Origin of the sequence: Shinella sumterensis (assembly GCF_004514425.2) — a bacterium.
GTDB lineage: Bacteria > Pseudomonadota > Alphaproteobacteria > Rhizobiales > Rhizobiaceae > Shinella > Shinella sumterensis.
The window spans coordinates 195,382-214,264 of record NZ_MYFN02000001.1 but is presented as its reverse complement, the minus strand read 5'-3'; the positions used below and the strand labels follow the sequence as shown (position 1 = coordinate 214,264).

Genomic DNA, 18,883 nt, shown 5'->3' with positions numbered 1-18,883 from the left:
AGGCTGCGCCCGGAGGAGGAACACCCTTTCATGAATTACCAGTTCGACTTCGGCGTGGTCTTCGAGCGCGCCCCCGAATTGCTGTGGGCTACGCTCGGAACGTTCGGGCTCGCCTTCGCCGGCATGGCGCTCGCGCTGGTGATCGGCGTGGTGGGTGTCATCGGCCGGACATCGCCGAACAAGATCGTGCGTGCGCCCGTCATCGCGTTTGTCGAGATCGTGCGCAACACGCCCTTTCTCGTGCAGATCTTCTACATCTATTTCGCTTTGCCGCTGATGGGCATCCGCCTCAATCCGACGACAACCGCCATCATCGCGCTTGGCATCAATGGCGGCGCCTACGCGATCGAAATCATCCGCGGCGGTGTCGAAAGCATCAGCAAAGGCCAGGTCGAGGCCGGTTACGCCCTGGGCCTCCACAAGGCCGACGTCTTCCGGCTCATCGTTCTGAAGCCGGCCCTGCGCGCGATCTATCCGTCTCTGACCAGCCAGTTCATCATGCTGACGCTGACGACCTCCGTCTGCACGTCGATCGCGGCCTATGAGCTGACATCGGCGGCGCAGAGGATCGAATCCGATACCTTCCGAAGCTTCGAAGTCTATTTCATCGTGACCGGGATCTACCTCGTCATTTCCACCGTGATGATGGGCATCTTCGCTCTCATTTCCCGCCGCTACTTCAGCTACCCGACACGATAGAGGTTTGGCCATGGGACCTATCGGAGCAAACGAATTCCTGTTCATCCTGCACGGCCTGAAATGGACGGCCCTGCTTGCAATCATCGGCTTCATCGGTGGTGGCGTGTTCGGTATCCTGATTGCGCTGACGCGCGTGTCCAAGAGCCCTGCGGCGCGCGCCACCGCCGCTGCCTATATCGGGCTCTTCCAGGGCACACCGCTGCTGATGCAACTCTTCGTCGTCTATTACGGCGTCGCCCTGCTCGGCATCAATGTGAGCGCCTGGCTCGCCGTCGCGATCGCCTTCACGCTGCATGCCAGTGCATTCCTCGGTGAAATCTGGCGCGGCTCCATCCAGGCTGTGCCGAAGGGACAGACGGAAGCCGCCAACGCGCTCGGGCTTCATTACGTGTCGCGCATGAAGGACGTCATCCTGCCGCAGGCCCTGAAGATTTCCATGCCGGCAACCATCGGCTTCCTGGTGCAGCTGATCAAGGGCACGTCGCTTGCGGCAATCGTCGGCTTCATCGAACTTGCCCGCGCCGGGCAGATCATCTCGAACCAGACGTACCGCCCCCTGCTCGTCTTCGGCATCGTCGGCGCGATCTACTTCATCATTTGCTGGCCGCTCTCCCATTTCGGAACGGCTCTCGAAAAACGGATGGCCAAGGCCGCCCGCTGACCCTTCAAACGACAATTCAAAGAGGAGGAAATGACATGAAATACAATCGCAGAACATTCATGGGCGTGGTGCTGGCAACGACGGCCTTGGTCATGGGCGGCACGACCGCCGCATCTGCGGCCAGCCTTGAAGAGGTGAAGGCCAAGGGCACGATCGTCGTCGGCATCCAGGGCGACAACGCACCCTGGGGCTTCGTGAACTCGAGCGGCACCCAGGACGGCTTCGATGCCGACGTGGCGACGCTCTTTGCCAAGGAGATCGGTGTTCAGGTTCAGTTCCAGCCGCTCGCCGTGGCGAACCGTATCCCCGCCCTGACGACCGGCAAAGTCGATATCCTCTTCGCCACGATGGCGATGACGGAAGAGCGCGCCAAGTCGATCCAGTACAGCAAGCCGTATGCCGCCAACACGATCGCACTCTATGTCGCCAAGGCGGACAAGGTTGCGACCGTCGAAGACGTGGCAGGCTGGGAAATCGGCGTGCCGAAGTCGAGCTCGCAGGACAAGGCCGTCACCGATGCCGTCGGCTCAACGGCCACGGTCCGTCGCTTCGACGATGATGCGGCCACCATCCAGGCGCTGATTTCAGGCCAGGTAAAGGCCGTCGGCGGCAATCAGTTCTATGGCCAGCGGCTCGAGGCCGCGGCGGCCGGCACCTACGAGCGCAAGATCGATTTCCTGACGACCTATAACGGCGTCGGAACGCGACTGGGCGAAAAGGACTGGAACGACGCCGTCAACGCCTTCATCGACAAGATCAAGGCGAACGGCGAACTGGCCGCCATCACCAAGAAATGGATGGGGATCGACCTTCCGCAATTCCCGGAATCCATTCCCAACATCCCCTTCACCGTGAACTGACCTATCAAGGAGGGCGTCGTGACAGCTTCCGACAACACTCAATCGATGCTGATTTCACTTGAAAAAGTGGAAAAGTGGTACGGCGCCTTTCATGCTTTGAAGGACATCAACCTGACGGTCCGCAAAGGCGAGAAGATCGTTCTTTGCGGGCCGTCCGGCTCCGGAAAATCGACCTTGATCCGCTGTATCAATGTGCTGGAGACCATCGAAAGCGGGCAGATAACGGTCGCAGGCCGGGTGCTCGACGGCAGCGGCAAGGCTGTGGATGCCATCCGCCGGGAAGTCGGCATGGTTTTCCAGAACTTCAATCTTTTCCCGCACATGACCGTGCTGCAGAATTGCGCGCTGGCGCCCATGCGGGTGCGCGGAATGGGTCGCGCCGAGGCCGAAACGCTGGCGCGGAAGTATCTCGAGCGCGTCCGCATCCTCGACCAGGCGGACAAATATCCAGCGCAGCTTTCGGGTGGCCAGCAGCAGCGCGTCGCCATTGCGCGTGCGCTTTGCCTTGAGCCGAAAATCATGCTGTTCGACGAGCCGACATCGGCGCTTGACCCGGAAATGGTCAAGGAAGTCCTCGACACGATGATTTCACTGGCGCGCGACGGCATGACGATGATCTGCGTTACCCACGAGATGGGCTTCGCGCGCCAGGTTGCCGACCGCGTCATCTTCATGGCTTCCGGCGAGATTATCGAGGAAGCGGAACCGGACGTTTTTTTCACGTCGCCGAAGCACGAGCGCACCAAGACCTTCCTTGGTGAAATTCTCGCTCATCACTGAACATAGACAAGGACTTGAAGCATGAGCGACAGGCGTTACCTGGTCGGCCTCATCGGCGCGGATATTCAGATGTCGAAGTCGCCGGCCCTTCACGAGGCCGAAGGCCGGCATCAGGGCCTTGACTATCACTACGAGCTGCTCGACCTGACGGAGCGCGGCCTGCCGGCATCTGCCCTTCCCGCTCTTCTCGACGAGGAGGAGCAAAGAGGCTTTGCCGGCAGCAACATCACCCATCCCTGCAAGCAGACGGTGATCCCTTATCTCACACGGCTGTCAGACGACGCCGAAATGCTCGGCGCCGTGAACACGGTCGTGTTCCAGAACGGCGAGCGGGTCGGTCACAACACCGACTGGTATGGCTTCTACAAGAATTTCGAGCGCGGCCTGCCGGACGTCGCCAAATCTCATGCCGTTCTGCTCGGCGCAGGCGGCGCAGGCGTTGCAGTGGCCCATGCGGCGATCAAGCTCGGAATAGAGCGCCTGTCGATCTTCGACCAGGACAGCGACCGCGCCGCACGCCTGGCTTCCCAGTTGAACGACCGGTTCGGCCGGGCATGTGCGGAGGCGACGACCGATGTCGGCGCCGCGTTGCGTGCCGCAGACGGGCTGATCCACGCCACGCCGACCGGAATGAAGAGCCATCCCGGCCTGCCGATCGAACCGCAATGGCTGGAGCAGCGTCACTGGGTGGCCGACATTGTTTACATGCCGCTGGAAACCGAACTCCTTGCCCTGGCGAAGGGCAAGGGCTGCCGCACCCTGCCCGGCAGTGGCATGACGGTCTTTCAGGCAGCGGCCGCGTTCCAGCTTTTCACGGGCATCGCCCCCGATACGGAACGCATGTCGCGCCATTTCGACGACCTGACCACGCGTTGAAAGGCCGGAATCGATGCCTCACATTGTGATCGAATACAGCCGGGGTGCCGGTGAACGCGTGGCGATCGAAGCCTTGACCACGGCGGTCCACCGCTGCATTCGCGATGGCGGCGTCGTGAAGCCGAAAGCCGTCCGCACGTTCGCCCGCGAGGCGACGTTTTCCTGCGTCGCGGATGAGCATCCGCAGAACCATTTCATCCAGATCATCATTCGCATGGCGCCCGGCCGCTCGCTGGAAACCAAACAGCAGCTTGTGCGGGCCACGTTGCAGGCGGCCCGTGTCGTCGCCGCACCAGCACTCAGCGAGGGCCGTCTCGGCCTTCGCGTCGACCTTTATGAATCCGATCCCGCACTCGCGGTTCAGGAAAGCACGCTTGACTGAACTGCCGGCTTTCAGAATGAGAGGAGAACCTCGTGAGCCTGATCTATGTCCTGAACGGTCCCAACCTCAACCTGCTCGGCAAACGCCAGCCCCATATCTACGGTCATGAAACACTTGCCGACGTCGAGGCGGACTGCCGCAAGCTGGCAACCGAGCTCGGTCACGACATTCGTTTCCATCAAAGCAACCGCGAATACGAGATCATCGACTGGATCCATGAAGCGCGCGAGGACGGCGCCGGCATCGTCATCAATCCGGCTGCGTTCACCCATACGTCGCTCGCCATTCTCGATGCCTTGAACACGTTCGAAGGCCCGGTCATCGAAATTCACATCTCCAACGTCCACAAGCGCGAAAGCTTCCGGCATCATTCCTTCGTTTCCCATCGGGCCGATGGGGTCATCTGCGGGCTCGGCACCGAAGGCTACCAGCTCGGCCTGCGCCGGGTCGCGACGTTGATCAAGTCCGCAGAGAAGAAATGAGCCCGCAATGACTGCGCCTGTGAAACTGGCCGTGCTCGGAGCCGGCCTCATCGGAAAGCGGCACATCGAGCATGTGGCGCGCGAACCGGATGCGGTGCTCAGCGCCGTGGTGGATCCCACGCCTGCCGGCGAGGCGATAGCCAGGGAAGCCGGCGTGCAGTGGTTCGCCAGCTTTGCCGACATGATCGCCGTGGATCGGCCCGACGGCATCATCGTCGCGACCCCCAACCAGGTCCATGTGAAGAACGGTCTCGAAGCCATCGAGGCCGGCATTCCCGCCCTGATCGAAAAACCGATCGCCGACGACATCGCGTCCGGAGAGCGGATGATCGCGGCAGCGCAGGCGAAAGGGGTGCCTATCCTCACCGGCCACCATCGCCGGCACAACCCGATGATGCGCAAAGCCAAGGACATCATCGATAGCGGCCGGCTTGGACGGGTGCTTGTCGTCAATGCGATGTTCTGGCTTTTCAAGCCGGACGACTATTTCGATATTGACTGGCGCCGCCAGGCAGGCGCGGGACCGGTTTTCCTCAACCTCATTCATGACATCGACAATCTTCGGTATCTGTTCGGCAATATCACCGCCGTGCAGGCACGGGAATCCAATGCGGTTCGTGGAAACGCGGTCGAGGAGACGGCCGTGATCCTCATCGAATTCGAGAACGGCGTTCTCGCAACCGCATCCGTTTCCGACGCCGTCGTGGCGCCCTGGAGCTGGGAGATGACGACAGGGGAAAACCCGGTTTATCCGAAAGCGGACGAGGCCTGCTACGTCATCGGCGGCACGCACGGTTCCCTTGCAATCCCATCGCTTGACGTCTGGCGCAATCCCGCCAAGCGCAGCTGGTGGGAGCCCTTCGAGAAGGAACGGGTGGAATACGAGCCGCAGGATCCGCTCGTCCTGCAGATCAGGCAGTTCTGCAAGGTCATCAGGGGTGAGGAACAGCCGCTCGTCAGTGGTCTCGAGGGGCTGCAAACGCTGAAGGTGATCGATGCCGTGAAAAGATCGGCGAAGTCCGCAGAGCGTGTTCTGGTGAGTTGACCCCCAAATCCATCCAAGGAGGAAAGACCGTGCAACCTTCCGGCAGGACAATCGATACAGAAGCCATCTTGGAAGATCTTCCGGAAATCAGGGACATCGTATCTGACGATCTGCGTGACAAGGTCGTGAAGGCCTGGGTCTTTGCGCTCGAGCGATCGAGCTTTTCACGGATCAGCGAGATTCCGGGCGAAGGCGGTCCGGGTGTGTTCGAACTCCGTAAAGGGATGCGCCGGCGCGAGGGTGCTGCGTTACGATGACGACGCGGCCACGATCCAGGCCCTGCTTTCCGGACAGGTCGATGCGATTGGAGGCAACATTTTCTATATAAACAAGCTGGAGCAAAGCAGCCCCGGCAACTACGAGAACAAGATCGAACTCACCAGCCTCTATATCGGTGCCTGTACGCGGCTGGGTGAAAAGGAGATCAACGCTTCGGTCAACGCGTTTCTCGATACCATCAAGGCGAACGGCAAACTGGCCGATCTCTACAGGAAATGGATGCTGCAGGACCTTCCGACATTCCCGGATTCCGTCCCGGACGTCCCGTTCACGGTGGAATGAGGCAGGCTCCCCGTTGTAGCAGTTCAACGATCGCCGGCGGCGGAACCACCATATCCGCTCGCCCCGCATGGAATCCGCTTCTCCGCAAGGGGGTTTGTAGCGCTGCACATCCTCCCGCAAGAAGTGAACAGCCCCGGCCAAGGCCGGGGCTTTTGCTTACCGGCTGGCAATTGCCGCGAGGGCAATGAGCACAGCGGCGCCGGCAATATTCCACCATCGCGTCGTGTCCTGACGACGGCGGGCGCGGACACGCTGGCGCATATCGGCGACTTCGGCGCGCATCGCTGCCAGGATGTCGAGGTCGGCCTGCGTGTCGCGCGGCCTTGGGGCAGGTCGTATCACCCGCTCGTCGATCTCTTCGAGGTATTCACGCCATTGCGCATCGCTTTCAAAGCCGTGTTTGCGGATATCCGTCATCTCAACCTCCCTTAGATCATGATCTCGCCGCCCGTGACGGGGATCACCGCCCCCGTCATGTAGCTGCCGAGATCCGAGGCGAGCAGGACATAGGCGCCGGCGAGTTCGGCCGGCTGCCCGGCGCGCCCGAGCAGCGCCTGCCTGCCGAAGTCCTTCGTCTTGTCAGGCGGCATGGTGGAGGGAATGAGCGGCGTCCAGATGGGACCCGGGGCGACCGCGTTCACGCGAATTCCCTTGTCGGCAACCATCTCCGCGAGGCCGGCGGTGAAATTGGAGATCGCGCCCTTCGTCGACGCATAGGCCAGCAGATGCGGCGAGGGCTGGCGGGACTGGATCGAGGTGGTGTTGATGATCGCGCTGCCCCGCTTCATGTGCGGGATCGCAGCCCGCGCCAGGAAAAACGGCGCGTAGATATTGGTTCGGAAGGTCTGGTCCCACTCCTCGGTGCTGATATCGGCGATATCGCCATAGGTGCGCTGGAAGGCGGCATTGTTGACGAGAACGTCGATCCGGCCGAAATTTTCAAGGCATTGGCGGACGAGATGCTGGCAATGCTCCTCGCGTGTGATGTCGCCCGGCAGAACCACGACCTTGCGGCCGGCGGCCTCGACGAGACGCGCGGTGTCGTTCGCGTCCTGATCCTCGCTCAGGTAGGAAATCACGATGTCAGCGCCTTCTCGCGCAAAGGCGATGGCGACCGCGCGGCCGATACCGGAATCACCACCAGTGATAAGCGCAACCTTCCCTTCGAGGCGGCCGGCCCCGACATAACTGTCTTCGCCATGGTCGGGCGGCGGGTTCATCGCGTTCGTCAGGCCGGGAGGGTTCTGCTGCTGTTCCGGCTGGGGCGGAACAGGACGATGCACGTTGTTCTCAGACATCTCGGTCTCCGTATGAGTGGGTTCGATCACCCAACTCGGCGTCCGCCGCGATGTTCCCTATTGCACAGCCGCAGGCAATCCGAGCCCGCCGCCGGCTCCAGCCTCGTTATCGTCCGCCAATTTATCGAAGGCTGCGGGAACATATCCGCCCGCTCCATGTTGGAGACTTGCTTCGAGCATAGCCTGGAGCGGTCCCTGGAACTGCAGGCGCGATACATGTCGCGCCTGCAGTTTCCGTTTATGCGGTCCGACGCCTCAAGCGACAACATCTTCATACAAGAGGCGCGTTTGATGCGAGGCTCACCTCGCATCAAACGCGCCCTGGTCAGTCAACGGCCATCAGAAGAGAGTTGGCCACCGCTTCGGCATGGAAGACATACCGCAAGCGCAAGCAGGCCTCCTATTCCGTCGAGTCTGCAGCGATATGGCTATCGATGCCGCGTGTCGCGAGGCCTTCGGCCGTCACATCGCGCACACCCTCCACGCCTCGAACGAAGCGGATGAGATGGTTTCGGTCATCTTCGCTGTCGACGGCGCCATCGAGTTCGGCAACGCCGTCGCGGATGGTGATCTGCAGCATGTCCAGTTCCACGCGGCCATCGTCCTCGAGCGCCTCCATGATGCGGGCCTCCAGATCATCGTCGCTGATCGTTCCACCTTCCTCGTGGGAGAACGGCGTCGGTGCGCCGGCGACGGCGCGCTCCTTAGGATCCGACGTCACCGCAAGACGCTCGTTGTCGATCTGGTCGAGTTCCGCGCCGCCGGCGCCATAGGGTGCGTTGCCGCCGGCCTTTCGGCCGTCGTCATTATCCGAATAAGGCCAGCCGTCGCGGATATCCCGCTCTTCATAGTCGCGAAAATCCTCTTCGCGGGATGGGTGTTTGCGATCGGTCATCGTCGTTTCCTCGCTCACAATTGGCGTTGCATCCCTAACCGATCAGGGTTCGCCCTTGTTCCACGTCGCATTTCGCTCGCCGGGAAGACCGGCGGCGACGATGCGGCTTTTGAGGAACAATCGGCGAAAAGCGTGGTTGGTCATCCATCCCGACACACGATGCCCAACACAAGAGGCGAAGATGGCACTGACAGCACTGGCGCTCAACTGCACCTTGAAGACGAAGAGGGCCGAAGATCCCTCCTCGACCGACCGTATGTTGAAACTCCTCGCCGCGGCCATGGAGCCGCTCGGCGTCACCACGCAGTTCGTGCAACTGGCCGATCACGATATCAAGCCGGGCGTCACGTCCGATGAAGGCGATGGCGACGCGTGGCCGGCCATCCGCCAGAAGATACTGGACGCCGACATCCTCATCATGGGCACGCCGATCTGGATGGGGCAGCCGTCCAGCGTCTGCAAGCGCGCGCTTGAACGCATGGATGCATTTCTGGAGGAAAAGGACGAAGAGGGGCGCATGCTGTCCTACGGTCGCGTCGCCGCCGTTGCCGTCGTCGGCAACGAGGACGGCGCGCATCATGTCTCCGCGGAGCTTTTTCAAGCGCTCAACGATGTCGGCTTCACCATTCCCGCAAATGCCGTGACCTACTGGGTCGGCGAGGCGATGGGATCCGTGAATTTCGTCGATCTCGAGGAAATCCCGGAGGCCGTGCGCTCCACGCTCTCGCTTGTCGCACGCAACACCGTGCACGCCGCGACGCTGCTGAAGGCCCGTCCCTATCCAGGTGAAGATGCATGACCATGGGAAAGAAAAAGAAGAAGTGGTCGCGGGACGTCACGGAAAACAGCGACGCCATGGACCTCGAAAACGGCGTCTTCAAACAGAAGAGCGCCAGGAAGATCGCCAGTTCGCTCAAGCAGTCTGCCGAAGAGAGCGGCCGGCGCAAATCGAGCCCGTTCCGCTCGGCCATGTCCATGCTGACGTTCTACATCAACCGCGCCGGCAGCCAGCTCTCGAAGAGCCGGCGCGACACACTGGAAGACGCGAAAGCGGAGTTGCGAAAGGATTTCGACAAGCAGCCAAAGAAGGGCAAGTAGCTTGGGATTGATGATACTCAGGGCACCAAAGGCGTCACCCTCCAGGCCAAGGCGTCGTCTCAACTATCCTGCGCAATGATGGACGAACGCTTTTTCAACCAGCGAAACACCTGGATTTCATCCTCGTCCATCCAGTCCAGAAGACGTTTTGCGCTCGTCTTCATCTTCAGCACCTCGCCCAGCCTGCCGGCATGAAAATCCTCGAAAACGGCCGGATGAATGTAGGATGAGCGACAGACGGCACGGGTGTTCACCAGTCTTGCCGCGACCGTGTCGATCGCCTGGTTGATCTGTCGGGTGAGTTCGCGCTTGGTCGGCGGAACATCGACGGTGGCAAGCGCCTGGACGGCCATGCACGTTGCGCCCCAGGTGCGAAACTGCTTCGAGCTGAAACCGTCGCCGGCGATCTCGCGAATATAGTCGTTCACGTCCTGCGAGGAGATCGGCCGGCAGCCGCCCTCATCACACACATATTTGAAAAGGTGCTGTCCCGGCAGCTCCTGCAGCTTGCGGACCACATTGGCAATCCGGCGATCGCTGTGGACGAGGTTCCACTCCTTGCCCGACTTTCCCTTGAAACGGAACCTGAGGTTGCCGCCGTCGACCTTGACATGCCGCCTGCGCAATGTCGTCAAGCCATAGGATTTGTTCGCCTCGGCATAGGCCGCGTTGCCGACACGGATATAGAGATTGTCGAGCATCCAGATGACGGTCGCCAGCGCCTTGTCGAAAGTCAGGCCGGGCGAACGCAGGTCGTGTTCCACACGCTCGCGCAGGTCCGGCAGCCGGTTCGCGAAGTCGATGAGCCGTTCGAATTTGGCGCGGCCGCGCTCTGCATGCCAGTCGGCGTGATAGCGATACTGGCGGCGGCCGCGCGCATCCTTGCCGATCGCCTGCAAATGAGAATACGGGTTGGTGGAAATCACCACGTCGGTATAGGCCGGTGGAATCGCCAGAGCGTTCAGGCGCGCGATTTCCGCGCGGTCTGTGATCCTTCGCCCGTCGGGCCCGTAATAGAGATATCCCTTTGCGCCCGGTTTGCGCGTGATACCGGTCTCCAAACCTTCGATGTAAACCAACTTCGCGTGGAGGTCGGCATCGGAAGGGGCATCGGCGAACACGCGGGGCATCTGGTTCATGACGCGATAACTCGCAGACCCGTCCGCTGTTCCCGGTCTAAATCGTCGGAAGGACCTCAACGGCTCCAAGATCGCGCAGAGCTTGAAGCTGGTCGCCGGAAGGCTCGCCATCGGCAAAGACGCGGAAAGCCTTTCCCTGGTCCTTCAGCCCCTGCGCCATTTTCAGCGCATCCGGAAAGACCAGTTTCGGCTCGTCGCGCGTGTCCGTGCCTTCGGGATCGAGCGCGCTGAGCGCGACGATCTGATAGGTAGTCGGCATCCGCCTCTCCTCTTCAACCCTCATTTCCATCCGAAACGAAATTGTCGGGCACAGCCGCACGTGCGCGTCTCATCGCCTCGATCTGATCGAGCCAATTGCGGCTCAAGACCTGCTGGATCGCGAGAGCGATGTCCTCCATGTTCCAGCCGGCATCTTCCAGTTCCACAACGAGAGCGGTCAGCTTGGTATCGATGACGGCGTTCAGTTCTTCGGTCCGGTCGTCACGGGAATCACGCATATGCCTGGCCTTCTTGTGGTGGCGCTCTAACGTCATGCGTCAGGCGCGGTGATATCTCGTGGCGTAACGCCTGAAATGGCGTCAGGTTTCGCGGGATGGATCAGACGGCGCGAAGATGGAACTGTATCGGCACTTGGCGGTTAAGAGATGTTGGGGCAACGCAGCATTTTCGTCAAAGACCTGAAACCGGATGCTGTTGCGGGAAGGAGCCGGCCTTGGCCGAGGATAATCATAGCAACGGACTGCTTGCACGCGTCGACCCCGACGATTTGGCGGCGTTATCGGCGCAATTTGAGCGCGTGGATCTGGATCAAGGGCAATTCCTGTTCCACGCCCACGAGGCCATCGAGCACGTCTATTTTCTCCTGAACGGTCTATCGTCGGAAATCGCCGGCCCACGCGGCAAGGAAGTCGAGGTCGGCTGCGTCGGCGCCGAGGGATTGTCCGGCGTGCCCGCGCTTCTCGGCGTCGACAGCAGCCCGCATTATGCTTTCATGCAGGTCGGCGGGACGGCCCTGCGTATCCGCAGCGACGCCCTGAGGGACCTGATGGACAGGCGCCCGCGGCTAAGGTGGTTTCTCCTGCGTTTCGCGCATGTCTTCATGATGCAGATCGCCGCCACCAGCCTGGCCAATGGAAGGTTTAATGTGGAGCAACGCCTCGCGCGCTGGCTGCTGATGTCGCAGGATCGCCTGGGCGACCGCCTTCCCCTCACCCACGATTTTTTCGCGCTTATGCTTGGCGTGCGTCGGCCCAGCGTAACGGACGCCCTGCATCTGCTTGAGGGAAAACGACTGATACAGTCCAGTCGCCGCCTAGTGGAGATCCGTGACCGTGCAGGACTAGAAAACATTGCCGGTGCTTCATACGGAATGCCTGAAATGGAATACCAACGGAATATAACGGGTCATTCCGAACCGTCGCCACCACTCATTGAGACTTCGATCTGAGCGCTGAGCGAAACGGCACGCTCACAAGAACCCGGCCCTCTTCATCGGCGATGTCGAAAAACTGCCCGTCCGGCTCATATCCCGCCAGAACATGCTCCGCCATGATCTCACGCGCCGCCAACCGTGCGTCCTCGATCGCAAGCTCCAAAGTATCGAATTCCGATCCTTCGAGATCCTCTTCCGTGCGCTCTCCGTCGCGAATATTAAAGAAGTATCGCACTCTTATTTCCTCCTGCAAACCATGCGAACAGAAAGCTGCGGTGCTTTGTTCCGGACGGTGTTTGACCCGGCGGTTCGACGGGTCGCGCACAAGGCGACGCCGCACGCCCGATACTCCGCTTAGAGACCAGCGCCCGCCTTGTTTTCACGCCTGTCGGTCCCTGTGGAAACGGAACATCCCGCGATCCAGACGGTTTAAAGCGTGAAAGGAGATGTCACATGGGTATGAACAAACCGCAGGACGGCGCACCGGGCACCACGGATCAGTCCCCTCGCTGGGAAGGGCCGGAATCATCCAGACCGCGCGGCTACCTGCCTGCCAAGGACGATCCCGACACCGCGCGCGACGCCGTCGGTGAAACGAACAAGGATCCCGAGCGCAATGGGGTAGCGGACGCGATGAAAGCCAAAGGTGATCAAGGCGGACAGTCTCCGGCCGTGCAATCGCTCAAGGAAGAACAATCCCGCCAGGCGCGACCCAGTCAGGAAGGAGAGCTCCAGAAAGGGCTGGAAGACACGTTCCCCGCCTCCGACCCGGTTTCAGCCGCCAATACCTCGACCGTGAAGAAACACGTTCCCCAGGATGAAACATAGCCATCGCAGCCCCTGATCGGGCACCGCAACAACGAGATGAAAGACGGCGGCATTCCGGATGCCGCCGTTTCTTCTGAGGCGGTACGATAGAAAGAGCGGGCTCCTGTCAGTCGAACAATGTGCCGCGGGCGCCTTCCTGCTCGCGTGCCAGCTGCCTTATGGCGTCTTGCGCCTCGTCGGCGCGCCACCCTGCTCTCTCCGCTCCTGCAACAAGCTCCGCGAAATTGCCCACAGGCCCGGTGGTCATCGTTGTCGTCAGATCCTCCGGCGCCGCTATCGCGAGGTCTGCGACGGCAGGCCGCAGCGCGGCGACGCAGTCGGCGCTGCGACCGGGATAGTCTGCACTCTCCTTGGGAGGCTCGATAGCGTGCTGATGCGGCATGGCCGTTTTTCCTCGTTGGCACTACACTGCCAATCCCCGCCAGCCTCCATTGTTCCCTGCCAAGGTTGGAACAATCCTTGAAGGCCGAGGTTGGCCCATTGTCCTGATGTGCAGCGGCACATGTCATGAAAGAGGCGCGCAAGAGACCATGTCCACCCATGACCCTTACACGCATTCACAGGTCGTCATCATCGGCGCTGGCTTTGCCGGTCTCGCCTGCGCAAAGGGCCTCGGCAAGTCGGGCATCACCGTTACCGTCGTGGACCGGCGCAACCACAATCTCTTCCAGCCCCTGCTCTACCAGGTGGCCACTGCCGCCCTGTCGCCGGCCGATATCGCAGAACCCGTGCGTCGGACGCTCGGGCGATATGACAATATCCGTGTCCTGCTGGGCGAGGTCGTCGGTATCGACAGCACCGGGCACCGTGTTCTGCTGAAGGACGGCACGTCGCTCCCCTATGACGACCTCGTCATCGCGACCGGCTCGGAATACAACTATTTCGGCAACGACGGGTGGAAGCCATTCGCCCCGGGCCTCAAGACCATTCATGAAGCAAGGCTCATCCGCCACCGATTGCTGTCCGCCTTCGAGCGCGCGGAGCGCGCAACCGATCCCGCCATTCGCAAACGCCTGCTCACCTTCGCCATCATCGGCGGCGGTCCGACCGGTGTCGAGATGGCCGGCGCCATTTCCGAGCTGGCGCGCCAGATGATCCATCACGACTTCAAGGCCATCAACAAGAACGAGGTCGATGTCCTTCTCATCGAAGCCGGGCCCCGCATCCTTGCCGCCTTCCCGGAGAAACTCGCGGCCTACGCGCATGCCTATCTGAAGGATATCGGCGTTCGGGTCCTGACCGGACGCAGCGTGACCAAAATCGACGCCGACTCCTTGTCGCTGGGCGACGAGCGCATCGAAACAAGCTGCATCGTCTGGGGTGCGGGCGTGCGTGCCTCGCCCGCTGCGCGCTGGCTAGGCGTGGAAGGCGGGCAGCAGGGCCGCATCCCCGTGGAACCGGACCTGTCGCTGCCCGGGCATCCTGATATCGCGGTCATCGGCGATACGGCCCTGGCGACGGATGAGGATGGAAAGCCGCTTCCGGCACTGGCGCAGGTCGCCAAGCAGCAGGGCGAGTATGTGGCGGACCGCCTGCGCCATAAACTGACCGGCCGCACACACACGGCACCGTTCCGGTTTCACAACCGTGGCAACACCGCCGTCATCGGCCGCAACGCCGCGATCTTCGATTTCGGGTCCTGGACCCTGAAGGGCCGCATGGCCTGGTTCCTGTGGGCCCTCGTCCACGTCTATCTGCTGGTGAATTTCGAAAAACGCCTGCTGGTCAGCATTCAGTGGATAACGCGTTACTTCACCCGGCAACGCAGTGCACGCCTGATCGACGAGAACCACGGTCGTGACGACGACACATCGGATCCACCCGACAAACCGTTCGAGAACCCGCCGGCAGCGGGGCGTTAATTCCGCGAGGTCGACAAGCCGGAGGCGGCCTGCGTCGCGCTCACGAACCGAACAGGAGGACGCTATGGAAGCGATGGAAGAACAGTTCTGGTTTCTCGCGATTGCGGGCGGCGCGCTGCTCCTGGGGGCTGTGCTGGTTTACGGTGTTATGAAGCAGCGACGCCTGTCACCGACGGAGCGCGCGCAGCAAAACCGGAAGGTCAGAAGCCTCTATGGAAAGGATACCGCCGCCGCAACGCCACCGGTCGACGACGGTTCGGACCAACCCCGCGCACGGACCGGGCCTCTTATCCTGGCGGTCCTGTTCGTCGTGGTGGGCTGCATTCTCGGCTATTTCGTCATCAGGCAGCCGACGGCGCCCTCACCTTCCGTCGAGGGAAAGGAAACCAATGACGCCCAACCTGCCGCACCGGCTGACAAGAATGCCCTGCCCGGCCAGTCCTGAGCGCGCAGCCTACGTCTCTTTCGCGTAAAACATGCGGGCCGACGACTCTACGACAAAGCGATGCTTGGCGGGATCGAATGTAGCATCGGCGAAGGTATCGAAGAGATATCTGGCAAAGCTCTCTCGCGCTTCGTCCGAGGCAGCAAACCATGGCTGTGCGGTCAACTCGTCGAAGACCGACTGCAACGCGCCCAGTTCTTCAGGATCGAATGCGCCGTAATGTGTGTAGCTGCACATGCTCACCTCCTGAATGAGAAGAGGAAAGCTTAGAGAACTTGCGGCCCAATACAAAGCGGGAACACTGTACGAAAGCGTACAGTGTTCCCGCCGCTCAGCGCTGGCGCGCGTGGACGCCTACATGACCCCGGGCCGCCCGATATCGTCCTCGAGCATCTTTCTCGCACGGTTGACCCGGCTCTTGACCGTGCCGATTTCACAGGCGCAAAGCCTTGCCGTGTCGATGTAGCTGACACCCATCGCCACCAGCAGCAATGTGCGGCGGGTGCTGAAAGGAATGCGCTTGAGCGCTGATCGCAATTCGCTGCGGCAGACCGCCCATTCCTGCGGCGCGCTGATGCTGATCCGTTCGAAACGCTCCGGATCCATGCCGGCGGGCTCCCGGCAGCGGCGACGATATTCGGTGTTGAAGGTGTTGCGCATGATCGTGAACAACCATGAGCGGAGATTTGTGTTCGGGCGAAACTGATGGGAGGACCGCAGGGCCCGCATCACCGTTTCCTGAACGAGGTCTTCGCGATCACTGATTGCACGACACAATTGCCGCGCAAACCGCCTGAGGGCAGGCAACTGGGCTTCGATCTGGGCATGAACTGTCTGCTCGATTGGGGCAGTAACCACGGCGTCCATTCGTTCCTCCATTTCAAAGGGAACGAGACGGCTTCAAAGAGGTTGCGGTACGTTATCGTACGGATCACCGCGCGGAAATGCGCACGTGGTCGCGCTTCGCGATCGGCGGGACCGCACGGTTTCCGGCAAAACGTGAAGGCATATTCCGATCAGTCCGAGGGACGCGCGATGCTTGCCCCGATGAGGCGTTCATATTCCCGCTCGCATTCGCCATAGGCGTCCCGCGCGAAGGCGACCAGCCCCGCTCTGTCGCGGACGCTGACGACACCCCGTTCGGAATAGATGAGCTTCTTGCCTTCCAGCACGTGGAGCGCCGTGGTGATGCTGGGACGCCTGACCGCAAGCACCATCGACATGAACTCGTGCGTCAGACTGATCTCCGTTCCGTCCACACGGTCATGGCACATTAGGATCCAGCGGGCGAGACGCTCGCCGATCTGGTGCACCGCGTTGGAGAGCGAGGTGTAGGCCTGCTGGACGGTCAGCGCCTGGACGTAACAGGCAAGCAACCGGTGGATCTCCGGATCTTCGGCCATCATCGACTTGAGAGCGGGCGTGGCAATCCGGTGCGCTTCGCCCTGGATCTGCATGTGGACCGAGAATGGATCAGCGTCCACGTCCAGAATGGCCGAGGCGGGATACATGCCATCCCTGCCGACGATGCCGATTTCGCTGCACCGTCCATCAGGCGAGCGGATAACCACCGATGCTATGCCGCTTTCGAAGAAATAGGCGTGTTTCATCGGCTGCTGGGGTGAAGACAGCTGATGCCATCGGGGAAGCCGCACCCGTTCGAGATGCGGCAAAATCCGTTGCAGGCTCGCTGCCGGTAGACGCCGAAGAAGGTTGTTCCGAAACCCGCCGTCACAACCAGCTGCCATCAATAAATCCAATGCAGTTCATCGACCGCATATCCGCCAAAGGCCTCGGTCTCTCCCAAAGTCAATGGCTGTCCATCTATGGCCATACAATCGGCGAAACAACCCGGTCCGGAGGGTCGGTACGAAAGCGGACAGAGGTCTCCCGCCCGCAGGCGCCGCATCGCATTCGTACGGTTTCGTACGGAGCTTTTCCCCGCGGAACTTCCCGCCTCCGCGCGCATTTTGCCGGCTTCACCGGGAGGAACACCATGCAACACGTCGACAGCAATCGCTCCGTAGCGCAGGTCAGGGTGTATGACGTCGTGCTCTACTGCAGGCAGCAGGGCATACACGAAGCGGAAGCCCGGAAGCTGGTCCGCCTGATCGGGCCATTCGCGGACCGCTTGGCGATCCAGATGAACCTGACGAAACGACCAGTCCGTTTCCGCTAGGCCAGCGGAGGCCGTCCGTCCTTGACGATGTTCTGATATAGAACGCTTGCGGTTTAACTCTCGCGCCCGCGCCTATATCTTGTCGGACTGAACAGCAGTGCGACAGAGGGCATTCGTGACGCGCAGACTGAGCCATCCGGAAACAAAACTCGACCGTAACCGGCGCCTGGACGCTGCGTTCCGCTACGGTGTCATCGGCCTCCTGATCTGGCTTGCGGCATCGTGCCACGTGTGGGCGCAACAGCCCGTACCGGCGGGCTGGAGGAAACAGACCTTCGACTTCGGAAGTACGGACCTGCGGGGCGAAATCCTCGTTCCCGCCAACGCCGATTTCCAGACCGTGGAAATCCAGCCCCGCCAGGCGGGTACCGCCGGCAACGTGACGGTGGTCGGCAAGATCGCACCATCGGCGACCGTGCCGGCGGACGTGACCATCATGGCGCTGGATCTCCAATATCCGGCGGCGGCATTACGGGTCTGCCTCTACGAGGTGGGATTGATTGGCCTCGAAGTTTTCTCGCGATCCATCGCGGACGACCTGTCGAGCGCATCCGTGCGCAGCATGCGCGTCAAAGACGGCCGGTTCGAGCAGGTGGCCTATTCGCACTGCCTGACACGCGGCACCAAGCTCCTCGTCTTTCATTTCATCGCCACGCCCGCCGGTACGGACGAGGAAAGCGCCTTCGCGACCGGCGGGAACATCGAGACATTCGCACGAACGGCGCTCGATGGCCTGACCTTTGCCGACGGCAAGCCGGTCAGCCATTGGGCCGGCATGACCGATGTCCCGCTGAAACTCGGGTCACGCACCGTGGCCCTGCCGGTTTCGTCCGCCTGGAGCATCGCCATCAACGACTTCCAGGGCGGCGTCCCCGCCGAGCTCAGCATGGTGCGCAAGCGCGATGGCAAGGATGCCGGCCTCGTCTGGCTGGGCGCTTTCGATGCGCCCGCCGGCTTCGACATCGCACGCGATGGAGAGACGTTCCTGCGCGATTTCATCGCCAGGCAGTCGCCGGATTTCGGTAGCGCGAAACTGCTGTCGAGCGACAGCGCTTCGCCGCCCGATGGCGTCGAGGGCACGAAGAACCATTTCCACTTTGACATCGCCACGAAAACCGGAGGCGAGGCCGGAGAGGTTTTCGCAACCGTCACCCTGAGCGGCGACAGGCTCTACACCGCTGCATGGTGGTCGCCGCCCGTGTCCGGCGATGGTCGCGCCGCGTTCGTGGCCCGCCTGCCCGGCATGACGGCTTTCGATCTGGCAAGGCGGGCGGCCGACCGGATGATGGCCGCGCCGTAGCGTCCGGCGCGCCAAACCGAATCTCCGAAGAATATTCCAGGCCGCGCGGACGTCGAACAAT

Annotated in this window: 28 protein-coding genes and 1 pseudogene; 18 read left to right on the top strand and 11 right to left on the bottom strand. The window is 61.5% G+C overall.

Annotated features, from left to right (window positions below; genetic code table 11):
• Window positions 1-30: 30 nt before the first annotated feature.
• Genes B5M41_RS01015 through B5M41_RS00970 form a run of 10 tightly spaced genes read left to right on the top strand, consistent with a single transcriptional unit; the run spans window position 31 to window position 6,346 of the window.
• Complete coding sequence (locus tag B5M41_RS01015) at window positions 31-699, top strand: amino acid ABC transporter permease (RefSeq protein WP_134650356.1); 669 nt, start codon at window positions 31-33, stop codon at window positions 697-699.
• A 10-nt stretch (window positions 700-709) separates the two neighbouring features.
• Window positions 710-1,360 (top strand): amino acid ABC transporter permease, encoded by a 651-nt coding sequence (locus B5M41_RS01010; RefSeq protein WP_134650357.1) that lies wholly within the window; start codon window positions 710-712, stop codon window positions 1,358-1,360.
• 35 nt (window positions 1,361-1,395) lie between these two features.
• Window positions 1,396-2,220 carry a transporter substrate-binding domain-containing protein gene (locus B5M41_RS01005; protein WP_134650358.1) on the top strand — a complete coding sequence of 275 codons (825 nt, stop codon included), beginning with the start codon at window positions 1,396-1,398 and terminating at the stop codon, window positions 2,218-2,220.
• A gap of 45 nt (window positions 2,221-2,265) precedes the next feature.
• Window positions 2,266-3,000, top strand: a complete 735-nt coding sequence (locus B5M41_RS01000) for an amino acid ABC transporter ATP-binding protein (protein ID WP_134650414.1) — start codon at window positions 2,266-2,268, stop codon at window positions 2,998-3,000.
• A 21-nt stretch (window positions 3,001-3,021) separates the two neighbouring features.
• Complete coding sequence (locus tag B5M41_RS00995; protein ID WP_134650359.1) at window positions 3,022-3,876, top strand: shikimate dehydrogenase; 855 nt, start codon at window positions 3,022-3,024, stop codon at window positions 3,874-3,876.
• A 13-nt stretch (window positions 3,877-3,889) separates the two neighbouring features.
• A complete protein-coding gene (locus B5M41_RS00990; RefSeq protein ID WP_134650360.1) occupies window positions 3,890-4,258 on the top strand; it encodes a 5-carboxymethyl-2-hydroxymuconate Delta-isomerase in 369 nt (122 codons plus the stop codon).
• Between the two features lie 32 nt (window positions 4,259-4,290).
• On the top strand, window positions 4,291-4,740 hold the full coding sequence (aroQ, locus tag B5M41_RS00985) for a type II 3-dehydroquinate dehydratase (RefSeq protein WP_134650361.1): 450 nt from the start codon (window positions 4,291-4,293) through the stop codon (window positions 4,738-4,740).
• A gap of 7 nt (window positions 4,741-4,747) precedes the next feature.
• Window positions 4,748-5,785 (top strand): Gfo/Idh/MocA family protein, encoded by a 1,038-nt coding sequence (locus B5M41_RS00980; RefSeq protein WP_134650362.1) that lies wholly within the window; start codon window positions 4,748-4,750, stop codon window positions 5,783-5,785.
• A 29-nt stretch (window positions 5,786-5,814) separates the two neighbouring features.
• Entirely contained in the window at window positions 5,815-6,042 is a 228-nt protein-coding gene (locus B5M41_RS00975) for a hypothetical protein (protein WP_230639940.1), read from the top strand.
• The gene (locus tag B5M41_RS00970; protein WP_230639939.1) at window positions 6,026-6,346 is read left to right on the top strand and encodes a type 2 periplasmic-binding domain-containing protein; all 321 of its coding nucleotides are present in this window, start codon (window positions 6,026-6,028) and stop codon (window positions 6,344-6,346) included. The genes B5M41_RS00975 and B5M41_RS00970 overlap by 17 nt, the downstream gene beginning before the upstream one ends.
• A 156-nt stretch (window positions 6,347-6,502) precedes the next feature.
• On the opposite strand, the gene B5M41_RS00965 is transcribed toward B5M41_RS00970, so the two are convergent.
• From B5M41_RS00965 to B5M41_RS00955, 3 genes are all read right to left on the bottom strand, one after another.
• Window positions 6,503-6,763 carry a hypothetical protein gene (locus tag B5M41_RS00965; protein WP_134650364.1) on the bottom strand — a complete coding sequence of 87 codons (261 nt, stop codon included), beginning with the start codon at window positions 6,761-6,763 and terminating at the stop codon, window positions 6,503-6,505.
• An 11-nt stretch (window positions 6,764-6,774) separates the two neighbouring features.
• Window positions 6,775-7,644 (bottom strand): SDR family oxidoreductase, encoded by an 870-nt coding sequence (locus tag B5M41_RS00960; RefSeq protein ID WP_209020883.1) that lies wholly within the window; start codon window positions 7,642-7,644, stop codon window positions 6,775-6,777.
• Between the two features lie 400 nt (window positions 7,645-8,044).
• Window positions 8,045-8,539 (bottom strand): BON domain-containing protein, encoded by a 495-nt coding sequence (locus tag B5M41_RS00955; RefSeq protein ID WP_134650365.1) that lies wholly within the window; start codon window positions 8,537-8,539, stop codon window positions 8,045-8,047.
• 181 nt (window positions 8,540-8,720) lie between these two features.
• Between B5M41_RS00955 and B5M41_RS00950 the strand changes: the two genes are divergently transcribed.
• Both B5M41_RS00950 and B5M41_RS00945 read left to right on the top strand, forming a co-directional pair.
• Window positions 8,721-9,338: a flavodoxin family protein gene (locus B5M41_RS00950; protein ID WP_134650366.1), complete on the top strand. Its 618-nt coding sequence runs from the start codon at window positions 8,721-8,723 to the stop codon at window positions 9,336-9,338.
• 2 nt (window positions 9,339-9,340) lie between these two features.
• Window positions 9,341-9,637, top strand: coding sequence for a DUF3175 domain-containing protein (locus tag B5M41_RS00945; RefSeq protein ID WP_134650416.1), 297 nt, complete (start codon window positions 9,341-9,343; stop codon window positions 9,635-9,637).
• A gap of 59 nt (window positions 9,638-9,696) precedes the next feature.
• On the opposite strand, the gene B5M41_RS00940 is transcribed toward B5M41_RS00945, so the two are convergent.
• From B5M41_RS00940 to B5M41_RS00930, 3 genes are read right to left on the bottom strand one after another with little or no spacing between them, the layout of a single operon-like run.
• Window positions 9,697-10,776 carry a DNA topoisomerase IB gene (locus B5M41_RS00940; RefSeq protein ID WP_134650367.1) on the bottom strand — a complete coding sequence of 360 codons (1,080 nt, stop codon included), beginning with the start codon at window positions 10,774-10,776 and terminating at the stop codon, window positions 9,697-9,699.
• 37 nt (window positions 10,777-10,813) lie between these two features.
• Complete coding sequence (locus tag B5M41_RS00935; RefSeq protein WP_134650368.1) at window positions 10,814-11,035, bottom strand: hypothetical protein; 222 nt, start codon at window positions 11,033-11,035, stop codon at window positions 10,814-10,816.
• A 13-nt stretch (window positions 11,036-11,048) separates the two neighbouring features.
• On the bottom strand, window positions 11,049-11,273 hold the full coding sequence (locus tag B5M41_RS00930) for a hypothetical protein (protein ID WP_134650369.1): 225 nt from the start codon (window positions 11,271-11,273) through the stop codon (window positions 11,049-11,051).
• A gap of 215 nt (window positions 11,274-11,488) precedes the next feature.
• Here B5M41_RS00930 and B5M41_RS00925 point away from each other — a divergent pair, with 215 nt between their 5' ends.
• Window positions 11,489-12,223, top strand: coding sequence for a Crp/Fnr family transcriptional regulator (locus B5M41_RS00925; RefSeq protein ID WP_230639938.1), 735 nt, complete (start codon window positions 11,489-11,491; stop codon window positions 12,221-12,223).
• Here B5M41_RS00925 and B5M41_RS00920 read toward each other — a convergent pair.
• On the bottom strand, window positions 12,204-12,548 hold the full coding sequence (locus B5M41_RS00920; protein WP_134650371.1) for a DUF6894 family protein: 345 nt from the start codon (window positions 12,546-12,548) through the stop codon (window positions 12,204-12,206). The genes B5M41_RS00925 and B5M41_RS00920 overlap by 20 nt on opposite strands.
• Window positions 12,549-12,661: 113 nt before the next feature.
• On the opposite strand from B5M41_RS00920, the pseudogene B5M41_RS00915 reads away from it, so the two are divergent.
• Window positions 12,662-12,859 (top strand): annotated as a pseudogene (locus B5M41_RS00915) (hypothetical protein); the annotation flags it as partial.
• A gap of 283 nt (window positions 12,860-13,142) precedes the next feature.
• On the opposite strand, the gene B5M41_RS00910 reads toward B5M41_RS00915, so the two are convergent.
• Window positions 13,143-13,418: a hypothetical protein gene (locus B5M41_RS00910; RefSeq protein ID WP_134650372.1), complete on the bottom strand. Its 276-nt coding sequence runs from the start codon at window positions 13,416-13,418 to the stop codon at window positions 13,143-13,145.
• 148 nt (window positions 13,419-13,566) lie between these two features.
• Between B5M41_RS00910 and B5M41_RS00905 the strand changes: the two genes are divergently transcribed.
• Both B5M41_RS00905 and B5M41_RS00900 read left to right on the top strand, forming a co-directional pair.
• Window positions 13,567-14,898 carry an NAD(P)/FAD-dependent oxidoreductase gene (locus tag B5M41_RS00905; protein WP_134650373.1) on the top strand — a complete coding sequence of 444 codons (1,332 nt, stop codon included), beginning with the start codon at window positions 13,567-13,569 and terminating at the stop codon, window positions 14,896-14,898.
• A gap of 64 nt (window positions 14,899-14,962) precedes the next feature.
• Window positions 14,963-15,343, top strand: coding sequence for a hypothetical protein (locus tag B5M41_RS00900; RefSeq protein WP_134650374.1), 381 nt, complete (start codon window positions 14,963-14,965; stop codon window positions 15,341-15,343).
• Between the two features lie 9 nt (window positions 15,344-15,352).
• On the opposite strand, the gene B5M41_RS00895 is transcribed toward B5M41_RS00900, so the two are convergent.
• From B5M41_RS00895 to B5M41_RS00885, 3 genes are all read right to left on the bottom strand, one after another.
• Window positions 15,353-15,580: a hypothetical protein gene (locus B5M41_RS00895; protein WP_134650375.1), complete on the bottom strand. Its 228-nt coding sequence runs from the start codon at window positions 15,578-15,580 to the stop codon at window positions 15,353-15,355.
• A 117-nt stretch (window positions 15,581-15,697) separates the two neighbouring features.
• Window positions 15,698-16,210 (bottom strand): sigma-70 family RNA polymerase sigma factor, encoded by a 513-nt coding sequence (locus B5M41_RS00890; protein ID WP_230639937.1) that lies wholly within the window; start codon window positions 16,208-16,210, stop codon window positions 15,698-15,700.
• A gap of 149 nt (window positions 16,211-16,359) precedes the next feature.
• The gene (locus B5M41_RS00885; RefSeq protein ID WP_230639936.1) at window positions 16,360-16,953 is read right to left on the bottom strand and encodes a Crp/Fnr family transcriptional regulator; all 594 of its coding nucleotides are present in this window, start codon (window positions 16,951-16,953) and stop codon (window positions 16,360-16,362) included.
• Window positions 16,954-16,964: 11 nt separating this feature from the next.
• Between B5M41_RS00885 and B5M41_RS00880 the strand changes: the two genes are divergently transcribed.
• Window positions 16,965-17,522 carry a hypothetical protein gene (locus B5M41_RS00880; protein ID WP_230639935.1) on the top strand — a complete coding sequence of 186 codons (558 nt, stop codon included), beginning with the start codon at window positions 16,965-16,967 and terminating at the stop codon, window positions 17,520-17,522.
• Window positions 17,523-17,637: 115 nt separating this feature from the next.
• Complete coding sequence (locus B5M41_RS00875; protein WP_134650379.1) at window positions 17,638-18,822, top strand: hypothetical protein; 1,185 nt, start codon at window positions 17,638-17,640, stop codon at window positions 18,820-18,822.
• The last annotated feature ends 61 nt before the right edge of the window (window positions 18,823-18,883 follow it).